Origin of the sequence: Sporosarcina sp. E16_3 (genome assembly GCF_017347125.1) — a bacterium.
In the GTDB taxonomy this organism is placed as follows: Bacteria; Bacillota; Bacilli; order Bacillales_A; family Planococcaceae; genus Sporosarcina.
Window position 1 is genome coordinate 64,747 of record NZ_JADPRX010000014.1, and the last position, 23,374, is coordinate 88,120.

Genomic DNA, 23,374 nt, shown 5'->3' on the forward strand with positions numbered 1-23,374 from the left:
TCATTTTGCCTCCTTTTTCTTCTTCATCTTGCTAAGAAGCACTCGGATGATATAGCCTGATGCAACGAAGAATATGATAAGTGCAATAACAATGGAAACAATTTCAATTGGTACTCCTGCCTCATTCGGCATATTGCCGGCACCGTATTTCAGTGATCCGAAAAGCGATGCACCAAAAATAACACCAAGTGGCGTATTAGCCCCTAATAAAGCAACGGCAATCCCGTCAAATCCAATACCAGTAAAGCCACCGCGTGTTACCATGTTACCAAATGTCCCAAGGGCTTCCATCGCTCCTCCAAGTCCTGCGAAAGCACCCGAAACAACCATTGAAAGGATGATGTTCTTTTTCACATTCATTCCTGCATATTGTGAAGCGTGGTCGTTAAATCCGACCGATTTAAGCTCATATCCAGTTTTCGTTTTTTCCAAAATAAACCACATGACTGCAACCATCGCTAGTGCGACGAAGATTCCATAGTGTAACGTAGAAAAATCAGTTAGATTGGATAAAAATTCTGAACGTAGCGATGCCGTCTGATGGATTTTTTCTGTCTTGTATCCACCTTCAGATACCGCTTTTATCAACGCATTTACTGTATGAAGTGCGATGTAGTTCATCATGATTGTAACAATAACTTCGTGTACATGAAGTGTTGCTTTTAAAATACCTGGAATCAATCCCCACAGCGCTCCTGCTAATGCCGCTGCAATAAGGGCAAGTGGCAAGTGGATGAATTTTGGTAATTCAAACGCCATACCGACGTATGCTGCTGCAAACCAGCCAACAATCAATTGTCCTTCTACCCCTATATTGAATAGTCCCGAGCGGAATGCAAATGCAACCGCAAGACCCGCTAGTATATAAGGGCTTATTTGCCGGATGGTTTCTCCGATTGAATACATATCCCCGAAGATTCCATTCCATAACGCGATATAGCCAGCAACCGGATCGTATCCGCTGAACCACATTACGGCCGCTCCCACTAGCAATCCCAAAATAATCGAGATGATGGGTACCAGTAAATTTATAAACCTATTCGACATGGTTATCATCACCTTCTGTTAATGTTACAGCAGCCTTGTCCCTGGATTGTCCTGCCATGAGAAGGCCAAGTTGCTGCTCTGTTGTTTCGGTCGGAATAACTGTATCAACAATAATTCCGTCGTAAATAACCGCAATACGGTCAGAGACGTTCATGACCTCATCTAGTTCAAATGATATAAGAAGAACCGCTTTGCCATTATCACGTTGTTCAATTAATCTTTTATGGATGAATTCAATTGCACCTACATCAAGTCCGCGCGTTGGAAGTGCTGCAATCAATAGTTCCGGGTTACGATCCACTTCTCGTCCAATAATGAGCTTTTGCTGGTTACCACCTGATAGCGAACGGGCTAACTCATGCTCCCCTTGTGTCCGCACGTCAAACATCTCGATAATTTCTTTTGCTTTCTTAGACACGAGCTTATAATTCATAATGCCCTTTTTGGATAAAGGCTCTTTATAATAGGTTTGTAATGCCACATTATAGCCGACAGAGAAATCAAGAACAAGCCCATGCTTATGACGGTCTTGCGGAATATGACCGAGACCAGATTCCGTTATTTCACGCGGTTTTTTCCCAGTGACATCCTTTGAATCTATGAACACTTTCCCACTTTTCACTTTACGAAGACCTGCTATTGCTTCAATCAATTCAGATTGTCCATTGCCGTCAATCCCCGCGATTCCTACGATTTCACCTTTACGGACGGAAAGATTTAAGCCTTTCACTTTTTGAATTCCACGGTAATCTTCTACAACTAGGTTTTCTATTCGAAGAACTTCTTCAGCGGGATAGGACGGTCCTTTTTCCGTTTTGAATGTCACTTGACGTCCGACCATCAATGTTGCAAGCTCTACCGGGTTCGACTCTGAAGTAATAACTGTTCCAATCCCTTTACCTTTACGGATAATCGTCACCCGATCAGACACATCCATTATTTCCTGTAGTTTGTGTGTGATGATGATAATCGATTTTCCTTCTTCAATTAGCTTTTTCATAATTGAAATCAATTCATGGATTTCTTGCGGCGTCAAAGATGCAGTCGGTTCATCGAAAATAAGAATTTCTGCTCCACGATAAAGCGTTTTCAAAATCTCTACACGCTGTTGCATACCAACTGAGATATCTTCAATCTTTGCATAAGGATCCACGTCAAGTCCATATAGTTTCGAAATTTCAGCCACTTTTTTCGCGGCATCTTTCACATTGATCATGCCCATTTTTTTCGGTTCATTACCAAGAATGATATTTTCTGTGACTGTCAGATTTTCAACAAGCATGAAATGTTGATGAACCATTCCGATACCCAAACCATTTGCGACGTTGGGGTCTGTAATAGCAGTCGCTTTTCCCCGCACCTTAATTTCTCCACCCTCAGGCTGATAAAGACCAAATAGCACGTTCATAAGTGTAGATTTCCCTGCACCATTCTCGCCTAATAAAGCATGAATTTCACCTTTTTTAAGCTGAAGGGTAATATCATCGTTCGCAACAAAATTACCGAACTCCTTTCGGATGTTCAACATTTCAATAACATATTCCACTAGGTTCACTCCCTCGCGTCTGCGTATGTAAGATTAAATTAACACAAGAAAAGAGACCTTGAACGGTATCTTTTCTTCTATTAACTTAAAGGACAATCATGGAGACCGAAGTAAATCGGCCTTCATGATTGCTTATTTCTGTTATTATTTTTTAGCTTTGAATTCTGGAACTTCAATTTCACCGTCTGCAATTTGCTTCGTGTATTTTGCTACTTCGTCTAATACATCTTGTGGAATTGCTCCGCGCGAATCAGCAAGTGCAATACCTTCGTCAGCAAGACCGAATGTTGTTACTTCACCGCCTGGGAATTCACCTTTAGCAGCTAATTCAGCTGTGTTTTTAACTGCAATATCAACGCGTTTAAGCATTGAAGTCAACGTTATGTTATCGTCGCCGATTTGTCCATCTTCATACTGGTCAGAGTCAACACCGATTACCCAAACATACGCGTTTGGATCTGCTTTTTTACGTTCTTTTGCCTCAGCGAAAACGCCTGTACCTGAACCACCAGCTGCGTGGAAAATAATATCTACGCCTGTAGAATACATACGGTTCGCAAGTGCTTTACCTAGTTCAGCTTTGGCAAAATCGCCTGTATACTGAACATCAACTTTAAGTTCTGGCTTCACTGCAGCAACACCTGCAAGGAATCCAGCTTCAAAACGCTCGATTACTGGGATTTCCATACCGCCAACAAAACCAATTTTACCTGATTTCGTCATATGAGCAGCTGCAACACCCGCAAGGAATGAACCTTCTTGCTCTTTGAACATAAGACTTGCTATGTTTGGCAAATCAGAAACTTCATCGACAAGTGCAAATTTATTGTCTGGACGTTGTGTAGCCACTTCTTCAATAGACTCTTTCAATAAGTAGCCAATTCCGTAAATTAGATCGAAGTCACGTTGAACTAGTTTATTAAAGTTTGGCAGGTAATCAGCGTCTTCTTTTGATTGTAAGTAATCAAAACCGCCATCGCCTTTTGTATAGTTATTTTCTTTGCCGTATTCTTTGATACCTGTCCAAGCAGATTGGTTGAACGATTTGTCGTCCACACCGCCTGTGTCAGTTACCATTGCGATTGAAAAAGTATCTTCCTTCGGAGTGCTTGTAGAACCTTCTTTTTCTTTCGCTTTATCCGTTCCGCATGCACCAAGTAGTGTACCTGCTGCAAGAATCATTGATAAAGCAAGACCAAATTTACGTTTGCTCATTTGTCGAACCCCCTGTTTTTATTATTATTATATAGTAGGACGCGTTAGCGTCTAATACCTGTTTCCAGAAAACATAAATGTTGAAAAGTACTAACTAACGCTCGGATGAAGTGGGGGACTCCTGCCAAATCAAGTTTAATCTTTTTCGAAGATTCAGCATCCCCATACCTCATTCCCAGTGATGCACTTCCTCGCGATTGCCTAATAACATAATAATGGTAGCCTAACTTCACACAAATCCATGAAGGCTGGATTACTCAAGCCTCCATGATTTTATTATTTAGTCGGATATTCAGGTACTTCGATTTCACCGGCAGAGATTTTTTTCGCAAACTCATCAACTTTTGCAAGGACATCATCTGGAATCGCACCATGTGAATCAGTAAGCGCCATTCCATCCTCAGCTAGACCGTAAGTTTTCACTTCGCCTCCTGGGAATTTACCGTCACGTGCAAGTTCCGAAATATTTTTCACGGCTACGTCTACGCGCTTGAGCATAGAAGTCAATGTGATGTTTTCATCGCCGACTTGTCCTTCTTCATATTGGTCGGAGTCAACACCAATGACCCAAACGGATGCGTTTTTATCAGCTGATTTACGTTCTTTTGCTTCAGAAAACACACCATTGCCTGTTGCGCCAGCAGCGTGGAATATAATATCTACACCTGAAGAATACATACGGTTCGCAACCGCTTTACCGAGTTCTGCTTTTCCAAAATCACCGGTATACTGAACGTCAACTGTAATGTCAGGGTTCACTGCTGCAACGCCTGCTACGAAGCCCGCTTGGAATCGTTCAATAACCGGAATTTGCATTCCACCAGCGAAACCAATTTTGTTAGTCTTTGTCATTAGCGCGGCTGCGGCACCCGCTAGGAAGGCACCCTCTTGCTCTTTGAACATAATGCTGACCACATTTGGACTGTCAGCAATTTCATCGACAAGACCGAACTTTGTTTCCGGATGCTGATCAGCAATTACTTCCATCGCATCTTTCAGAAGATAACCGATTCCGTATACAAGATCGAAGTCACGGCGGACAAGTCTGTTCAAGTTCGGCTCAAAATCAGCGTCGCCCTTAGATTCCAAGTAGTCGTAGCCGCCATCACCTCTCTCAAGGTTGTTTTCTTTGGCAAATTCTTGGATCCCTTTCCAAGCCGATTGGTTGAACGATTTATCATCAACACCGTTTGTATCCGTAATCATTGCAATTGAAAAAGTATCTTCTTTTGCTCCTTGTTTAGAACCTGTGCCTTCGTTGTTCTTTGCTTTTTCCGTTCCACATGCACCAAGTATTGTACCGGCAGCAAGAACCATCGATAAAGCAAGACCAAATTTACGTTTGCTCACTTTTGGAACCTCCTCATATTCTTCATATTAGTTAGGACGTACTAACGTCTTATACCCTTTTTCGCACAACATGAAAACTAAACTTATCGGCCCGGAAATAATTTTTCGAGTAAAGGACCATTTCGCCTTCCTCACTGTAATGATGTTGCCGAAGGACAAGGAGTGGAACGTCGACGCCACATCTTAGTATGGACGATGCTTCATCATCGTATCCAACTGGTTCAATGTGCGTCACAGCTTGAACGATATGAATTGTGCCCGACTTTTCGATTGCATCGAATATGGAGTTATTCAATAATTCATCCGTATCTGACGAAAGATTTTTTGAAAGAACCTGATCAACGCAATAAACGACCGGGTCGCCGTCCGCAGTCCTCACTCTTTTAATTGTAACTAGACGATCATCTTCACCGCATCCGAATTTCGCGATGCCATCATCGCATGGTGTCGTCTCTAAAACGTCCATAAAAATCGTTCCTGGCTCCATCCCCGCATCGCGAATCATAGAGGATACACTGGATAAGTTTTCGATGCCAGATGAAAATAGTGGTTTTGGTTTAACGAACGTGCCAACCCCGTGTTTACGGACAATAACTTTATCCTCCTCTAACACACGAAGTGCCTCACGGAGTGTTGCACGGCTGACACCCAACGTACGAGCGAGTTCAAATTCTGAAGGGAATCGCTCATTCTCTTTGAATATACCCGATTCAATATCCTTTTTCAGCCGTTCAATCACCTGAACATATAGATGCCTTTGGTCCGCCTTTACCATCATTACATCTCCCCCCCTCAACGAGGTCAGACCTCTGATGTTAAACGTCACTACTAATCATCCATACTATATCACTTTCATCGTGTAAAATAAAGAATACTTCAAAAAATATTATCAATGTGTTCTTTTGATGTGCTCAAATAGGCCTATTCTGCCATTCTTTTTAGGAATGAATATCCGATTCATCCTTACTCATTAGCACTTGACGCGGTTTACTGCCTTCAGGTGGCCCTACAACTCCCCGCATCTCCATCTGATCTACAATGCGTGCTGCTCTCGAATAGCCGACCCTGAAACGACGCTGCAACAAGGAGACGGAAGCTGTCTGCATATCCGTCACAAGTTGTACTGCTTCATCGTAATAGTCATCCGTTTCTTCATGTGGTGCCACTTCTTCTATTTCTGTTGGAATCATCTCTTCTTGGTACTGGGCTTTTTGCTGGTCAATAACAAAATCGACGACTGCCTCAACTTCTGCATCCGTGACAAACGCACCTTGGATCCGGACCGGTTTTGCGACACCCGCTGGAAGGAACAGCATGTCACCTCTACCAAGTAGTTTTTCTGCACCACCGCCATCCAAAATCGTCCTTGAATCAATTGATGATGACACTGCGAATGCAATCCTAGAAGGGATGTTCGCTTTAATGATTCCCGTAATAACGTCAACACTCGGCCGTTGTGTCGCAATGATTAAGTGAATCCCAGCAGCACGGGCCATTTGCGCAAGCCTTGTGATTGAATCTTCCACATCGCTGGACGCAACCATCATGAGATCCGCGAGCTCATCAACAATAACGACGATGTACGGCATACGTGGATGCTTTTCATCATTCTCTCCGTTCCAGACTTCGATATGGTCATTGTACCCTTCAATATTTCTCGTTCCCGTGTGAGAAAACAATTCGTACCGTCTTTCCATTTCAGAAACAACTTTCTTCAGCGCTTGAGATGCTTTCCGCGGATCAGTGACAACAGGGGCAAGCAAGTGTGGAACGCCGTTATAGACATTCAACTCAACCATTTTAGGATCAATCATCATCATTTTCACTTCATGCGGTTTTGCACGCATTAAAATACTGACAATAATGCCGTTGATACATACACTTTTACCGCTACCTGTTGAACCGGCTATCAGAACGTGCGGCATCTTATTCAATTCTGCCAGCATCGCCTGTCCAGTTACATCACGTCCAAGGGAGATCATTAATTTTGCATCCGGGCGATTATTCTCTTTTGCTTCAATGACTTCCCGCAGACTGACAACGGCAACCGAACTGTTCGGAACCTCGATTCCAATTGCAGACTTCCCTGGAATCGGTGCTTCAATACGAATTCCGCTTGCTGCAAGTGCAAGTGCGATGTCGTCAGCAAGGCTCACGATGCGGCTTACTTTAACCCCTGTATCCGGTAACACTTCATACTTCGTGACAGCTGGCCCAAGATGTACCTCAGTAACCTTCGCTTTCACGCCGAAACTAAGAAAAGTTCGTTCAAGCTTTTGCGCATTCGCCTGAATCGAATTGTATTCTTCTGATTGATCAATAATAGGCGTTTGTTTAAGTAATGACGGGGGAGGTAAGATGTACGATTCGTTCTCTTCTTCCCCTGTTACACCTGTATAAGCATTAATCTCTATGGCAATTTCCTGTTGGTGTTCGTGTTGCTCTTCCACCACTGCCGCCTGCTCGTCCTGAATAGGCTTATCTATCCGTTCACTAAAGGCAGAAATAATTGGTTGGGACACAACCTCTTCGATTTCGGGCTGGATTGGAAGCGGATTTTGCGCAGATTGTTCATCCGCTGATTCCGCTTTCTTCTTCGAGCGGGTCGTTCTTGGTTCGCTCGAAGACTTTTTAACTTGCGGTGCCTTTTTTGGAAATGAATCTTTCATCGACTTAAGTAGTTTCGGGAATTGTTCGGCTATAAATGGGACAAATGCTTTTCCTGATATGAGAACAACACCAATTAAAAATAATAAAATTCCTGCAACTGTTGCCCCGGCCGAATCGAGCAGTGAATAGAACATGGCGTAAAGAATCGCCCCCGCCATTCCGCCCCCGAGCGCTCCACTTCTCGACGTGATCCCATCATTTATGACAAGTACTTTCCACGTTTCTTTTAGTGCTGAATCCGTCATAAGAACACGACTTTCATACAGTTCCTTGAACAAATGGACGTGGCTAAATAGCACGAAACTTGCCAAGATGAATAAAAATCCGCCCACAATACGGTTTTTCCAACCGCCAACTTTCTGTTTAATCATAAACATGAGTGCCTGAACAATAAGCAGGAGTGGGATCGCAACATGCCAGTTGCCGAAAATAAATCGAGACAAAGAAGAGAGGCCCCTCCCAACAATCCCGTATTCAAAGATGATAATGATGGCAAGGCCAATCATTACCAAGCCCATCACTTCATAGATTAAAGGTTGCAACCCGGATGACTTCTTTTTTTGCGCGGTTGATTTTTTCTTCTTCTTTCCTGATTTCCGTGACATCTTCTTACGTTACCTCCTTTTTACAAAAAAGGGTTTCCCGCCGGTCAGACGGCAAGGAAACCCTTTGTAGCTTTATTATCGATTCTATACACCTTGAAAATGAAGATTACATTCTACCCGCTTCGGCTCCCCATATAAGGCGCCTTAGCTTAGTTTAAATAGGTAGTCATTATTCAACGTAATATAGTTGTAGTATTAGTATTCCATAATTATTGGAATAATCATTGGTCTTCTTTTCGTTTGCTGATACAGATACGAACTTAGTGTATCGCGTATCTCTTGTTTAATGTTTGTCCATTCGAACGTCTCTTTATTCACATACTTCTCAACAATTTTTCTGACTAGGTTTGCAGACTCTTCAAGAAGCTCTTCGGATTCGCGTACATAAACGAATCCACGAGAGACGATTTCCGGTCCTGCTGCGATGCGTTTCTGTTTACGGTTTAGAGTGACAACGACTGTAAAGATCCCATCCTGTGACAGTAGTTTACGATCACGTAGTACAATATTCCCAACGTCCCCTACGCCAATGCCGTCAATCAGAATATTACCTGCTTGAACACGACCACTCATGCGCATCTTACTATTTTTATATTCGACAATGTCGCCTTTGTCTGCAATGAATATTTGTGATTTTTGAAGTCCTGTCTCCTGTGCAAGCTTGGAATGCGCAATAAGCATCCGATACTCGCCTTGGATTGGGATGAAATAACTAGGTTGCATTAAGTTGAGCATTAGTTTCAAATCTTCAGAACTACCATGCCCCGATACGTGGACATTCTTACTTGAAGTAAGAACATTTGCGCCAGCTTTTGCAAGATCATTCATCGTCTGGAACATCGAAACTTCCATCCCTGGCGATGGTGTGAACGTAATAAGAACTGTATCTGTTTCTTTGATACGTAGGTCTCTATGCTGTTTACGGACAATTTTCTCAAGCGCATCAAGCGGCTCGCCTTGGTTACCTGTCACGATAATGACAACTTTGTCATCGTCATACTTCTCGATTTCTTTTACCGGAATGACAATGTCATCGTCAACAGTTAAATAACCGAGCTTCAAGCCGACTTCGAAGTAACTTTCTAGACTTTTCCCAACGACTGCCACTTTTTTACCTGTTTCCAATGCCGTATCGAATACTTGCTGAATACGGATAAAATTCGACGCATAAAGTGCGACTAGAATTCTACCTTCTGCTCCGTGGAACGTTTTAGATAGACTTTTTTCGATAACCGACTCAGATGTCGTGTAACCCGGACGTTCTGCTTCGGAAGAATCCGACATAAGGATGAAGACTCCTTCTTCACCAAGTGCCGCCATTTTCGCAATGTCAGGGCGATACTTACCTTTAGCAGACTGATCGAATTTAAATTCTCCTGTATGCACAATTGCCCCTTCACTCGTGTGGAATACGATTCCCAGTGAATCTGGTATGCTGTGTGTCGTATGGAAGAATGTTACGTACGTCCCTTTGAAATTCATGCGACTTTTGTTCGTCACTTCAAAAAACTTAACGTTCTGGGGTGCCGGCATTTCTTTCAAATGTTCTTTTGCCAGTGCGATTGTTAACTTAGAACCATAGACAGGTGCTTGTACTTTTTGCAGAAGATAGGAAATCGAGCCGATTGCATCTTCATGACCATGTGTCAGGAAGATTCCTTTTACGCGGTCTTTATTTTCTTCGATATAACTTATATCTGGAATGACGATGTCAATTCCTAGCATTTCTCCCTCAGGGAACATAAGCCCCGCGTCAACGATGAACAGTTCTTCATCAACTTCGACCACATACATTGCTTTCCCGATTTCTCCAACTCCACCGAGTGGAATAATTCTAATTAGTTCATTTTTAGTTTTTGTCACTTTGTTTCCTCCTATTAATAATTCCCGTCCATAACGACTATATTTCATTATACGGGACTGAAGCTATCTGCACAAACAAAAAAAGCCGGTAATTGATACCGGCCCCGATTAATTAAAAATATGAAGGTTTTTTCTATAGTTTTCCCAGACTTTATCAAAGGGTTCATCCTTGCCTTCAAGCCCGACCAGCGGCAGTCTGACTCCCCCAGTTTCGACGCCCAGTTTTTTTAGCGCGTATTTAACCATTACTGGATTGGGTGCGGTAAAAATCGCCCGGAATAAAGGTAGCAACGCCCTATGCATCGCACCAGCTTGTTCTGTCCGCCCATCTTTGAAGGCAGCAATCATCTGTTGCATTTCATTACCCGCAACGTGCGAGGTAACCGACACGATACCTTTTCCCCCTATTGCCAAGGTCGGTAACGCCAATGAGTCGTCCCCGCTATAGACAGAAAACCCGTCATCCGTCCCTGAAATAATATCAACCATCTGATCCAGGCTGCCACTCGCTTCTTTTACCGCTCGGATATTTGTTATCTTCGATAAAGCGATGAGCGTTTCAGGAAGCATGTTGACGGCTGATCGCCCCGGAATATTATACAACATCACCGGCAGGCTAGTTTCTCCTGCAACTAGCGAGAAGTGAGCGTACATTCCTTTTTGGTCAGGTTTATTGTAATAAGGTGCGACGAGCATAATACCATCAGCCCCTACTCGTTCCGCCATCCGTGTCAGCTTGATGGTTTCTTTTGTAGAAAATGTCCCCGTCCCCGCTATGACTGGAATGCGTTTATTTACTGCTTTTATTGTGAACGTAAAAAGTGCTTCCTTCTCTTCGACGGAAAGTGTAGGAGATTCACCTGTCGTACCACAGACAACCAACGAATCGCTGCCATTCGCGATCAGGTGTTCAATCAGTTTTGCGGTTTTGTCGTAATCAATGTCTCCCGTTGCTGAAAATGGTGTGACCATTGCCGTCGATACGCGTCCAAGTTCCATAATTATCAGCCCTTTACTTTTGTTTGTTAATTAAGCAGCGTTTCTGCGATTTGCACCGAATTGAGTGCTGCTCCTTTTAGGAGATTGTCCGATACAATCCACAGATGGAATCCCGCTGGGTGTTCTGGGTCTTTTCGAATACGGCCTACAAACACTTCGTCTTTACCTTCTGCAAATAATGGCATCGGATACAATTGTTTAGATGGATTGTCTTGGACGACGACACCTGGTGCATTTTCTAATAAGTTTTGAAGTACTTCTACAGTAACTCCTTCTGTACCTATTTCAATATAAACCGACTCAGAATGCCCCGTAACGACAGGAAGACGTACACATGTCGCCGACACAGACAATTTCTGATCACCAAATATTTTTTTTGTTTCATTCATCATTTTAAGTTCCTCAAGTGTATAGCCTGAAGGATCGAAGGCATCAATTTGAGGGATTGCATTGAACGCGATTGGATAATGCCGTTCTGCTGAAGCTGACGGTAATATTGTCGCTTCCGTTTTCGAACGGTTTTCAAACTGTAAACTTTGACTTTCTAATTCATCAATCGCTTCAGAACCGGCACCTGAAACGGCTTGATACGTTGACACAATGATTCGATCCAAGCCGAACTTCTCTCGAATCGGTTGCAGCGCAGTCACCATTTGAATCGTCGAACAGTTTGGGTTGGCGATGATTCCTGTATGTCCGCTTAAAGCTCCAGCGTTCACTTCAGGAACAACTAACGGAATGTTTTCCATCATCCGGAATGCGCTCGTATTATCAATAACGACCGCTCCTCTATTGACTGCTTCATGTGCAAACTTTTCTGAAATAGATCCACCCGCACTGAAAAATGCGATGTCAATGCCTTCGAATGATTCTGGAACCGTTTCTTCAACAATATAGTTATGGCCACCTGCCGTAATTTCTGTACCGGCAGATCGCTTAGAGGCTAGCAGCTTAATTGATTGGACTGGAAAATCACGTTCAAGTAATTTTTCAAGAATTTTTGTACCGACAGCTCCCGTAGCACCGACTATTGCAACATTAACCTTTTTCATCTTTATCTCCCTTTCAGCTTATACGGATGTATAAATAATCAGGACATGCATGTTTTATACTGTTTTCCAAATTGTTGCAAAAAACGGTATGATTAGCACAATTACTTCTGTCCCTTACATCGTTAGCAGTTCATTGGAGGAATTATATCATATATCCGATTATTCTGCCCTGTATTTTTATATTTTGTCGTGAATAATTAATAACGGTTGAAGTTGTCTTTTTTCGAGGGCAGCAGCTGCCGCAGGTACCATGAGTGTGAAATCGGAGATAAGTGAGTTTGGTTTTTTCAACGGATCGTCCTGTCCGAACGGGATAAAAAAGACGTTCTTCATATTGAGTAGTTTCATAAGATTCATTGCATTTAGACCAAGTGCATCATTTGTTGAAATACCGATGAGGACTGGGCTTTCATTTCGTAGCGTGGCTTTGGCAGCCATTAAGACAGGTGAATCTGTTGCCGCATTAGCAAATCTACTCATGGAATTCCCAGTCATCGGTGCAATAATCATACAATCGACAGGCGTTTTCGGACCGAATGGCTCAGCTCCAACAATTGTAGCTATTACTTTTTCACCAGTCGCAGCTTCTATTCGTGCAATCCATTCTTCCCCAGTTCCGAAACGCGTTGCGGCTGTCAAAACAGAGTGAGTGATAACGGGTACAACGGTTGCTCCCGCGTCTTTTAGTGCATCAATAGTCGGTATGATTGCCTCATACGTACAATGTGACGCCGTAATTCCAAGGCCTATCCTCTTTCCCTTTAGCATCGTGTTCCCCTTTCATCTTCTATACATTCTCTCGAGCGCATCCGCCAAAGCGACTGCTGCATCTACAGGAAAGTGCTTTCCCGGTAATCCGAGGAGTACTGTATAGTATTCAGATGAAAGCTGCGCCTTTAGGCAGCCCGGGGCTGATGCAAGGTCATAAATGTGCACACTAGGGTTCTGAGGTGCAGCAAGCCATTTTACGGGAATCGTGTTGATCAGCGTTCCCTTTTCCATTGCCCAATCTTCCGTTAGACGTTCAGTCTTATATCCGTGATAACAAGCTTCACCGAGCTGATCATCGGACCTGGCAACGACTGTCACAATGGCCCCTAAAGACGCCAATGCGTGCGCTGTCGCCTTGCCAACCCTGCCAAAACCTGCTACGGAGAAATGAACCCCTGAAATACACCGTTTAGTGCGTGCATAGTATTCATGAATGAATCCCTCGGCAGTCAGCTTCGCATTTTGCCAGATGAATTGCTCTTCTTGAGTATAGGAACGGAGTGACAATCCTGCATCTTTCAAGGGCTTCAGCCACTCTTCCGACGCAATTCCCGTGTAGAGCTCCATTCCCTCATCTAATATTGAGGGAGGGATTAAATCTTTCATTTGCACAATCGGGAAAACAATTTGCCGTGGCGAATAGTCCGCAATTCGTTTACCAAGCTCATCCGAATAATGATCGGTTCCAATGTGATGAGTGTCAAATCCTCTTTCAAACATGATCTCACTGCAAGCTCCCAATCTGCTATCCGTCCCTATGAAGAGCCACTTATTATCTCTCATCGTCAACCAACTCATTCATACTATGCGTTTTTCCGAATAGAATACGATGCTCCCCAATCAAGACAATTTCATGCCAAGGTATGAATTCATCCGAAGCTTCTTGACGGTTCTTGAATGAAAAACGACCGAATTTCTTCTTTATTTCAAATCCGATAATATCCCCTGTTCTTCCGTTAAAAATAAGGTCGGTATCCGCCAAAAAACCATAGCGGACCCCGTCCTCAACTTGAATAAGCTCTTTCTGAGCAAGTTCTGAAAGTAGCATCGTCATTCCCCTTTCCTATGTCTCCATCCATCATATGAGATGAACACGGAAAAACTGACTAACGCTATAAAGTTAATCTTAAACAGTGGGGGGCTTTATCCCCCACTGTTTATTAGTTTAACCATTCGGGCTTTTACGGGCAGTTGCCCCCCACTTATTCTACTTGTGTCCTCGAAGACTTGGGGTGGGGGCTTACTGCCCGTTAATGCGGGAGCAATCAACTCATAAATTCTTTTAGAACATCCTTTGGCGCAATGATCGATGTTGCCCGTTGCCCACTAAAGATGTCGTTTGCCATTCTATAAACCTGACTTAATTCGACATTGTCGATAAGAGCTACGACTTCATCAACTGATTTATGCTCCTCTAAAATGAGTTCATTTTTACCGTTGCGGTGCATCCTTGCTTCTGAACTTTCAAGACCTAGCAGGAACCCACCTTTTAACTGCTCTTTCGCATTATGCAATTCGTTTTCTGTAACGCCGTCTTCCAATATTGACTGAATCACTTCATCAATCGTATCGGATAATTCCCTCAAATTCTCAGGAGATGTTCCGCCGTATATCATGAATGCGCCCGTCGTCTTATACGCCGAGTAATAGGAATGAATTGAGTAGGCCAAGCCGCGCTCTTCACGTACTTCCTGAAATAGACGCGAAGACATCGAGCCGCCTATAATACTATCCAACACAATCAACTCAGGGATTCGTTTATCGTCCACAGTAAGCCCAGTAAAGCCAAGGCAGATATGGGCTTGTTCAATATCTTTTTCTTTCAGCGTACTGCCACCGTGAAATTCAGGTAACGCTACTAGTGACGCCTGTTCAATCTTTTCTTCCTGTTTGAATGAACCGAATTGAACTTCAATCAGCTGTATTAATCGGTCATCATAGTTGCCCGCCACGGAAATAACAATCCGTTCTGGTGTGTACTTTCGCCCCATGAAGTCATCGATCATTTTGCGGTCGAACGTATTGATTGTCGATTCATCACCCAGCACCGGTTTACCAATCGGTTGTTCGGGATACATAACGCTCCACAAACGTTCATCTACATCGTCATCCGGTGCATCTTCGACTGCCGCAATTTCATCAAGGACAATCGATTTTTCTTTCGCAATTTCCGCTTCATCAAATTTCGAGTTGAAAAACATATCTGCTAAGATTGATAGCGCACGAGGCGCCTGATGTCCAAGTACTGTCGTGTAATAACAAGTCATTTCTTTTGATGTGAAGGCGTTAACATCTCCCCCAATCCGGTCAAATTCCTCTGCTATCGTGCGCGCACTTCGCGACGGTGTTCCTTTAAAAAGCATATGTTCAATAAAATGGGCGATACCCGCTTCTGATTCCATCTCGTCTCCTGAACCTGCACCGACCCATATCCCAAGTGCTACCGAGCGTACATGCGGCATTTTTTCATGGACGATTCTGACGCCATTTCGGCATACATGTGTTTCTATCATTCATTGAATCCCCCTTTTAAACTCTATTCTATTTTATTTATTATATTTGATTAAAGAAGAAAAAGCCCTCATCTTCACTTGAAGAGGGGGCTTTCCATTCTAGTCCTGTATGTCGATTCAGCTATTCGCTTTTTCAGCTGCTTCTTTTTCTTCAAGAATGACAGCTTTTCTAGACAGGTTAACGCGTCCTTGGTTATCAACTTCAGTTACTTTTACGAACATTTCATCGCCCATTTTCAAGACATCTTCAACCACTTTCGTCCGCTCTTCTGAAATTTCAGAAACGTGGAGCAGTCCGTCTTTACCTGGGAATAGTTCAAGGAATGCACCGAATTTCTCAATGCGTTTCACTTTCGCCATATAGTATTCGCCAACTTTTGCTTCGCGAACGATATTTTCAATCATCGCTTTCGCTTTGGCATTCATTTCATTATTTGGAGAAGAGATATAAATCGTACCATCTTGTTCCGTATCGATTTTAACGCTTGTCTCTTCGATGATTTTATTAATCACTTTTCCGCCAGGCCCAATTACGTCACGAATCTTGTCTGGGTTGATTTTGATCATGATAATCTTCGGAGCGAATTCCGAAAGCTCAGTACGTGGGGCACCGATTGCTGTAATCATATGATCCAAGATTTTCAAGCGACCGACTTTTGCTTGTGCCAATGCTTCTTCCAAGATTTGACGAGAAAGACCATCGATTTTAATGTCCATTTGAAGGGCAGTAATTCCTTTTTCAGTACCTGCCACTTTGAAGTCCATATCGCCGAGATGGTCTTCCATCCCTTGAATATCAGAAAGGACTGAGTAGTTATCCCCTTTTTTGACAAGCCCCATTGCAATTCCTGCAACCGGCGCTTTCAGTGGAACACCTGCATCCATCATTGCCATTGTTGAGGCACAGATAGAAGCCTGTGAAGAAGAACCGTTCGATTCAAGTACTTCCGCTACCAAACGCAGTGTATACGGGAAATCCGTTTCATTCGGAAGGACAGCTAAAAGTGCACGTTCACCAAGTGCTCCGTGACCGATTTCGCGACGACCCGGTCCACGAATCGGACCAGTTTCACCGACACTGAAGTTCGGGAAATTATAATGATGCATGAAACGTTTTGATTCTTCTAGGCCAAGGCCATCGATGATTTGTACTTCACCAAGTGCCCCAAGTGTACAAACGCTAAGTGCTTGTGTTTGCCCACGTGTAAAGAGACCTGATCCGTGTGTACGTGGCAAAATGCCAACTTCAGAAGCAAGTGGACGAATTTCGTCAAGACCACGACCGTCTGGACGGATTTTTTCATCTGTAATCAAGCGACGGACTTCTTCTTTAACAAGTTGATCCAGCACGCCTTTAACTTGTTTCATCGTCGCGTCGTCCGCTTCATTTTCTTTGTAGCGTTCAATTACTTCTTCTTTTACTGCATTGATAGCATCCTCACGCGCATGCTTTTCCTGTGTTTGGATAGCATTGATAAGGTCTGTTTCACAGCTATTTTTAATGTCCGTTAAAATCACTTCATCCAATTGGAACAATTTCACTTCCGTTTTGGCTTTGCCGACTTCGGCAATAATTTTCTCTTGGAATTCAATCAATTTAATGATTTCACCATGTCCGAACATGATTGCTTCTAGAACGATGTCTTCAGCAACTTCCTTAGCGCCGGCTTCAACCATATTGATCGCATCTTTTGTTCCTGCAACAACAAGGTCAAGATCACTCTTCTCTAGTTGTGCTGGTGTTGGATTGACGATGAATTTGCCGTCAATAAGACCAATTTGAATACCTGCAATCGGTCCTTCAAACGGAATATCAGAAACAGACAATGCTAAAGAAGAACCAAGCATTGCAGCCATTTCAGATGAGCAGTCCTGGTCGACTGACATAACAAGTGAGATAACTTGTACATCATTACGGAATCCGTCTGCAAATAAAGGACGAATCGGACGGTCAATCAGACGGCTCGTTAACACAGCCTTATCAGATGGACGTCCTTCACGTTTAAGGAAGCCACCTGGAATTTTTCCAACTGCATACATACGCTCTTCATAGTTCACCGTAAGTGGGAAGAAATCTAACCCCCGTGAATTTTTTGAAGCGGTTGCTGTCGAAAGTACAGTTGTATCGCCGTAACGGACAAGTACTGCTCCGTTCGCCTGTTTAGCAAGTTGCCCCGTTTCAATTGTCAACGGTCGTCCTGCCCAATCAAGTGTATAAACTTTTTTCTCTGTCATAAATTGAACCCCTCTCCATATCCCAGCCTGAACTGTATACGTGTATGTATTAGTAGTAGTGTAAGTGATAGCGCTCAGTGAACACAAGTTTTTATCATCATTTAACCGTCATCATGGCACATTTGTATAGTATACCACTTTATTGTAGTTTCTAGTATAGAACGGGGGTAATTATTGAGGTTTTGATTTTTTCAGAAGAATAGATCACGTTGAAATGCATTGTGGTAGCTGCTGGCACCACACAATGAATAGAAAGACCACTCCAAACAACCTAAATAAACGCACAAAAAAAAAGCGGGCACAAGGCCCACTTTCTGTAGTCATCCTATTAACGGCGAAGGCCGAGTTTAGCAATAAGATCACGGTAACGCTGAACTTCATTGTCTCGTAAGTATCTCAAAAGTCTTTTACGAGTTCCGATCATTTTGTAAAGACCACGACGTGAGTGGTTGTCTTTCTTATGAAGACGGAAATGTTCTGTCAGGTTATTGATCTCTTCTGTAAGGACAGCGATTTGTACATCTGCTGATCCAGTATCAGTATCATGAATTTTGTATTCACTGATCAATTCATTTTTACGTTCTTGTGTGATAGCCATCTTCTTCACCTCCAATAGTAAGATATCCCCGGTTCCCGAGCAAGCGTTGGTGATTCGCGATGCCAAGGAATGGTTTGTGCACATTGGCACGTATTTATAGTACCATGCCTATTTTCGAAATGCAACAATCATCCACGTGCTTCTAGAATCTCTTGTGCGTTATTTTTGTCTTTAGCAATTTGTTCGATAAGTAGATCAATGGAACCGAATTTTTGCTCATCGCGGATATGTCCAATCCAGTCTACAGATGCTTCTTTGCCATAGAGATCTCCGGAAAAATCGAGGACATGTACCTCAACGACGGCCTGCCTTTCACTTGGATCATGGAACGTCGGTTTCACGCCGACATTGCAGACACCATCATATGTTTTTTCATCCACAGTGAAACGCACTGCATAGACACCATTTGCCGGCAATACTGCGCTACTCTCCGGCATAACGTTGGCAGTCGGGAATCCGAGTAGCCTTCCTCTTTTCTCACCGTCAACAACCACGCCAACCGTCCGAAAAGGTCTGCCAAGAAGCAATTCCGTCTCTTCAACATTGCCTTTAGACAAAAGCTTACGAATCCGTGTTGATGAAATCTTTTGCTCATTATTCGTCACTTTTTTGATAACAGTTGTACCGAATGTTCCGCCCGACAAAGCAGCCATCTGTTCCATCGTGCCCGCACCCTTTGAACCGAATGTAAAGTCAAACCCTGCAGTGACATGCAAAACATGTAGTTCTTTCAAGAATACATCGACAAATTGCTTAGGCGACAGCGAAGCAAGCGCCCAGTCGAACGTCACGATAAACAAAGCATCGATGCCCATCGAACGAAGCAGCCTAACTTTTTCTGGATACTGCGTAATATAGCCTACCTTATTTTCACCATCACCAAATAGATGTGAGGGATGCGGATCGAATGTCATAACAGCCGAACGGATACCAAGTTCTTCGGCCTTTCTTTTCGCTCCGTTAATCACCGACTGATGACCTTTATGCAAGCCGTCAAAGAAACCGATTGCAAGGGAATAATGCGCATCATTATCAATCGTAACTTTTCCTGGATAATGCAATTTGTAGATGTCCATTGTAATCTCCCCTTACCTGTTCAACGGGAACATCTTTTCAGGCTTCATGAGACCAAGCTTGGTAGGATGCTTCCTGTATACTGCAAGTGCCTTGCCTTCATTCATAAATACGATTGCCTCTTCACTTTCAAGCAGTGGATGCTCAGGCAGCACTTGTCCATTCTCTACTTTTTCAAGGAGCTCTTCAGTTATTTCAAGGGCCGCAAAATCATTAAGTGCATCTTCAAGCGGACGAAGTATCGTTGCGATTCGGCCTTCTTCCTGAAGCGCTCTCACCTCATCTAGCGTCCGGCAGTCTGCCTGCACGTAAGTTCCTGACGATGTACGGACTAATGCCGCCATATGCGCAGGGAAACCCAGTAGCTCCCCTATCTGGACAGCAAGCGTGCGGATATACGTTCCTTTGCCGCAAGCAACTCGAATGCGGAACGAAACTTTTTCACCTTCATACCATTGTACAGGGTCCAACAATTCGATTTCATGAATGAACACTTTTCGTTCAGGTCTTTCAACTTCAATCCCTTTTCGGGCGTATTCATATAACTTTCTACCATTCACTTTTACAGCAGAATACATCGGTGGAATTTGGATAATTTCGCCTGTCAATTTGGCGAGTACTGCTTCAATTTCCGTTCGCGTAATATGTTTTGGTGATAAATCCGAAGCTACAACTGCTCCATCTGCATCTTCCGTTTCAGTCGCAGTCCCAATAGACACAACTGCTATATATTCCTTGCCGGAATCTGTTACATATTCAGCGACCTTCGTTGCCTGTCCGATGCAAATCGGCAATACACCCTCTACACTTGGATCAAGTGTACCGGTATGACCCACTTTTTTCGTACCTAGAATCTTCCGCAATTTGAATACACAATCATGCGAAGTCATTCCTTTTTCCTTCCACAGGGGAAGTATTCCATTCATACACGCCACCGCCTTCAAAATTGTCGCTATATGTAAAAAGAAGAAGCCGGAAAGTCCTTGTGGACACCGACTTCCTCCTTTCTTCAATCATTTATTCTTTGACTTCTTCTTCATTTTTCACCTGTTTAAGAAGTGATTCAATCCGAGTTCCGTATGCAACGGAACTATCGAATTCGAACTTAATTTCGGGTGTTATTCGAAGCCTGATCCGCTTGCCGATTTCAGTACGAATATATCCTTTCGCCTGATTCAGCCCTCTCAGCGTATCTTTCTTTTCCGATTCTTTTCCAAGAACAGAAATGTAAATTGTGGAATGCTGAAGATCACCAGTCACCTCGACATCGGTTACTGTAACAAAACCGATACGTGGATCTTTAATTTTTTGACCGATGATTTCACCAAGCTCTTTTTTCATCTGCTCTGCAACACGATTAGCGCGCATTGTCATGGATGGTCACCCCAATCCCGTTTTAATAATAGTCGAGCGTCAGGTTGGACAATTCCCACTCTGGATTTGACTCCAAAAGTCGGATCGCCCGCCTAACTTCACGCTCAGCTGCATCTTTTGATGAGGCAACAGCAACAAGAGCGATTGTCGTTCGTTGCCATAGATCCTGATGATCTAGTTCTGAGATGGAGACATTATAATCATTTTTGACTCTGTCCGTCATCCGTTTTAAAACAGACCGCTTCTCTTTCAATGAAGCCGCCTCCGGAATGAAGAATGAACATTCCGCGTAGACAATCATACTCGTTTAATTTCTTCCATGATGAAGGCTTCGATAACGTCGCCTACATGGATATCATCAAAGTTTTTGATTGTAATTCCACATTCATAGCCTTTAGCTACTTCTTTTGCATCGTCTTTAAAGCGTTTCAATGTATCTATTTCGCCTTCGAAGATGACGATGTTGTCGCGAACGATACGAACGCTTGAATCACGCGTAATTTTACCGCTTGTTACATAGCTTCCCGCAATCGTTCCGATTTTAGACACTTTAATTGTTTCGCGTACTTCAACTTGTCCGATAACTTTTTCTTCGTATTCAGGATCAAGCATACCCTTCATTGCCAATTCGATTTCTTCAATCACTTTATAGATGACACGGTGTTGTCTGATTTCAACGCCTTCTTCTTCCGCCGCGCGTTTCGCGTTGACGTCTGGACGAACGTTGAATCCAATAACGATGGCATTTGATGCAGCAGCAAGTGAAATATCAGATTCATTAATCGCACCAGCACCTGTGTGGATGATTTTAACGTTGACGCCTTCAACTTCAATTTTCATGAGTGAAGATGCCATTGCTTCAACCGTACCCTGTACGTCTGCTTTGACGATTAAGTTCAATTCTTTGATTTCGCCTTGTTTCATATGATCAAACAAGTTATCAAGTGTTACACGTGTTTTCTCAACGCGTTGATCTTGCAGCGCTTCACCGGCTCTAGTTTCCCCGATTTGGCGTGCTGTTTTCTCATCTTCAAAGACAACAAAACGATCTCCAGCTTGAGGTACATCGCTTAACCCTGTAATTTCAATCGGTGTAGATGGGCCAGCTTCTTTCACGCGGCGTCCAATGTCACTTACCATCGCACGTACGCGACCATATGTGTTACCAACTACGATTGGATCTCCTACACGAAGCGTTCCGTCTTGAACAAGAAGCGTTGCAACAGCACCGCGACCTTTATCAAGAGAAGCTTCAATGACACTTCCGCGTGCGCGGATGTTCGGATCAGCTTTTAGTTCAGCGACTTCAGCAACAAGAAGAACCATTTCAATCAACTGGTCAATTCCTTCGCCTTTCAATGCCGAGATTGGTACGAAAATTGCATCTCCGCCCCATGCTTCAGCAACAAGTCCTTGGTCTGTTAATTCTTGCATAACACGGTCTGGATTTGCAGAAGGCTTATCCATCTTATTCACTGCAACGATAATCGGAACATCAGCCGCTTTTGCATGGTTGATGGCTTCGATAGTTTGTGGCATAACACCATCATCCGCTGCAACAACAAGAATCGTAATATCAGTCACTTTCGCACCGCGTGCCCGCATCGTTGTAAACGCAGCGTGACCTGGTGTATCAAGGAATGTTATTTTCTTGCCTTTTTCTTCGATTTGGTAAGCACCAATATGCTGAGTGATACCGCCCGCTTCGCCCTGTGTAACTTTCGTATTACGAATCGAGTCTAGAAGTGTCGTTTTACCGTGGTCAACATGCCCCATGATTGTAACGACTGGAGGACGTTCAATTGAAGCAATAGCTGTTTCCTCATGCTCCTCAAAGTACGTTTCAAGATCAGTTACGTCGATACGAATTTCTTCTTCTACTTCAACTTCATAATCTGCGCAGATGAGTTCAATCGCATCTTTGTCCAATTCTTGGTTGATTGTAGCCATGATACCAAGCATGAAGAGCTTTTTGATGATGCCAGACGGTTCACGACCTAGTTTGTTCGCTAGTTCAGCAACTGATAGTGATTCGTAAAAAGTGATTTTTTCCGGTAACGGTTTTTCCACTTTTGGAATCGGGTTCGCTGGACGATACCTTCTGCGACCTTGGTTTATACCGCGTGCTGGTGGACGTCCACCGCGACCGCCACCTGGACGACCTCCTGGACCTCCGCCACTTGGGCGACCGCCTTGTCCGCTTGGTGCACCTTGTGCTGGGCGATTGCCGCCCGTTGAACCTTGCGCTGGGCGATTGCCGCCTGTTGAGCCTTGTGCTGGACGGTTGCCGCCTGTTGAACCTTGCGCTGGACGATTGCCGCCTGTTGAGCCTTGAGCTGGACGATTGCCGCCTGTTGAGCCTTGTGCTGGGCGATTGCCGCCTGTTGAGCCTTGTGCTGGGCGATTGCCGCCTGTTGAACCTTGTGATGGGCGAGTACCGCCTGTTGAACCTTGTGCTGGGC

At 43.7% G+C, this 23,374-nt stretch carries 20 protein-coding genes; all 20 read right to left on the reverse strand.

The genetic code is table 11. From position 1 onward, the window contains the following. Nucleotides 1-1,047, reverse strand: a complete 1,047-nt coding sequence (locus I2483_RS10235) for an ABC transporter permease (protein WP_207175654.1) — start codon at nucleotides 1,045-1,047, stop codon at nucleotides 1-3. Then, on the reverse strand, nucleotides 1,037-2,593 hold the full coding sequence (locus I2483_RS10240) for an ATP-binding cassette domain-containing protein (RefSeq protein WP_207175655.1): 1,557 nt from the start codon (nucleotides 2,591-2,593) through the stop codon (nucleotides 1,037-1,039). The genes I2483_RS10235 and I2483_RS10240 overlap by 11 nt, the downstream gene beginning before the upstream one ends. Nucleotides 2,594-2,737: 144 nt before the next feature. Further along, on the reverse strand, nucleotides 2,738-3,808 hold the full coding sequence (locus I2483_RS10245; RefSeq protein ID WP_207175657.1) for a BMP family lipoprotein: 1,071 nt from the start codon (nucleotides 3,806-3,808) through the stop codon (nucleotides 2,738-2,740). A gap of 276 nt (nucleotides 3,809-4,084) precedes the next feature. Next, the gene (locus I2483_RS10250) at nucleotides 4,085-5,158 is read right to left on the reverse strand and encodes a BMP family ABC transporter substrate-binding protein (RefSeq protein ID WP_207175659.1); all 1,074 of its coding nucleotides are present in this window, start codon (nucleotides 5,156-5,158) and stop codon (nucleotides 4,085-4,087) included. A gap of 49 nt (nucleotides 5,159-5,207) precedes the next feature. Further along, entirely contained in the window at nucleotides 5,208-5,936 is a 729-nt protein-coding gene (locus I2483_RS10255) for a GntR family transcriptional regulator (RefSeq protein WP_207175661.1), read from the reverse strand. Nucleotides 5,937-6,096: 160 nt separating this feature from the next. After that, nucleotides 6,097-8,433 (reverse strand): FtsK/SpoIIIE family DNA translocase, encoded by a 2,337-nt coding sequence (locus tag I2483_RS10260; RefSeq protein WP_207175662.1) that lies wholly within the window; start codon nucleotides 8,431-8,433, stop codon nucleotides 6,097-6,099. Nucleotides 8,434-8,628: 195 nt separating this feature from the next. Then, nucleotides 8,629-10,296 (reverse strand): RNase J family beta-CASP ribonuclease, encoded by a 1,668-nt coding sequence (locus tag I2483_RS10265; protein ID WP_207175663.1) that lies wholly within the window; start codon nucleotides 10,294-10,296, stop codon nucleotides 8,629-8,631. A gap of 108 nt (nucleotides 10,297-10,404) precedes the next feature. Continuing rightward, on the reverse strand, nucleotides 10,405-11,295 hold the full coding sequence (gene dapA, locus I2483_RS10270) for a 4-hydroxy-tetrahydrodipicolinate synthase (protein WP_207175664.1): 891 nt from the start codon (nucleotides 11,293-11,295) through the stop codon (nucleotides 10,405-10,407). A 26-nt stretch (nucleotides 11,296-11,321) separates the two neighbouring features. Then, a complete protein-coding gene (locus I2483_RS10275; protein ID WP_207175670.1) occupies nucleotides 11,322-12,347 on the reverse strand; it encodes an aspartate-semialdehyde dehydrogenase in 1,026 nt (341 codons plus the stop codon). Nucleotides 12,348-12,524: 177 nt separating this feature from the next. After that, a complete protein-coding gene (locus tag I2483_RS10280; protein ID WP_186671198.1) occupies nucleotides 12,525-13,115 on the reverse strand; it encodes a dipicolinate synthase subunit B in 591 nt (196 codons plus the stop codon). Nucleotides 13,116-13,127: 12 nt separating this feature from the next. Further along, nucleotides 13,128-13,901: a hypothetical protein gene (locus tag I2483_RS10285; RefSeq protein ID WP_207175671.1), complete on the reverse strand. Its 774-nt coding sequence runs from the start codon at nucleotides 13,899-13,901 to the stop codon at nucleotides 13,128-13,130. Continuing rightward, complete coding sequence (locus I2483_RS10290; RefSeq protein WP_207175672.1) at nucleotides 13,891-14,166, reverse strand: YlmC/YmxH family sporulation protein; 276 nt, start codon at nucleotides 14,164-14,166, stop codon at nucleotides 13,891-13,893. Before I2483_RS10290 ends, I2483_RS10285 begins: the two co-directional genes overlap by 11 nt. Before the next feature lie 217 nt (nucleotides 14,167-14,383). Continuing rightward, nucleotides 14,384-15,631, reverse strand: a complete 1,248-nt coding sequence (locus I2483_RS10295) for a M16 family metallopeptidase (protein WP_207175673.1) — start codon at nucleotides 15,629-15,631, stop codon at nucleotides 14,384-14,386. A 117-nt stretch (nucleotides 15,632-15,748) separates the two neighbouring features. Further along, nucleotides 15,749-17,866 carry a polyribonucleotide nucleotidyltransferase gene (pnp, locus tag I2483_RS10300; RefSeq protein WP_207175674.1) on the reverse strand — a complete coding sequence of 706 codons (2,118 nt, stop codon included), beginning with the start codon at nucleotides 17,864-17,866 and terminating at the stop codon, nucleotides 15,749-15,751. 328 nt (nucleotides 17,867-18,194) lie between these two features. After that, nucleotides 18,195-18,464: a 30S ribosomal protein S15 gene (gene rpsO, locus I2483_RS10305; protein WP_067211137.1), complete on the reverse strand. Its 270-nt coding sequence runs from the start codon at nucleotides 18,462-18,464 to the stop codon at nucleotides 18,195-18,197. 128 nt (nucleotides 18,465-18,592) lie between these two features. Further along, on the reverse strand, nucleotides 18,593-19,540 hold the full coding sequence (locus I2483_RS10310; protein WP_207175675.1) for a bifunctional riboflavin kinase/FAD synthetase: 948 nt from the start codon (nucleotides 19,538-19,540) through the stop codon (nucleotides 18,593-18,595). A gap of 12 nt (nucleotides 19,541-19,552) precedes the next feature. Further along, nucleotides 19,553-20,464: a tRNA pseudouridine(55) synthase TruB gene (truB, locus tag I2483_RS10315; RefSeq protein WP_207175676.1), complete on the reverse strand. Its 912-nt coding sequence runs from the start codon at nucleotides 20,462-20,464 to the stop codon at nucleotides 19,553-19,555. 91 nt (nucleotides 20,465-20,555) lie between these two features. After that, nucleotides 20,556-20,912 carry a 30S ribosome-binding factor RbfA gene (rbfA, locus tag I2483_RS10320; RefSeq protein ID WP_207175678.1) on the reverse strand — a complete coding sequence of 119 codons (357 nt, stop codon included), beginning with the start codon at nucleotides 20,910-20,912 and terminating at the stop codon, nucleotides 20,556-20,558. A gap of 22 nt (nucleotides 20,913-20,934) precedes the next feature. After that, nucleotides 20,935-21,213 carry a DUF503 domain-containing protein gene (locus I2483_RS10325; RefSeq protein ID WP_067211147.1) on the reverse strand — a complete coding sequence of 93 codons (279 nt, stop codon included), beginning with the start codon at nucleotides 21,211-21,213 and terminating at the stop codon, nucleotides 20,935-20,937. After that, nucleotides 21,210-23,374: translation initiation factor IF-2 (infB, locus tag I2483_RS10330; RefSeq protein ID WP_255550394.1), on the reverse strand; the 2,165-nt coding region annotated here is incomplete at its 5' end. The genes infB and I2483_RS10325, both read right to left, overlap by 4 nt.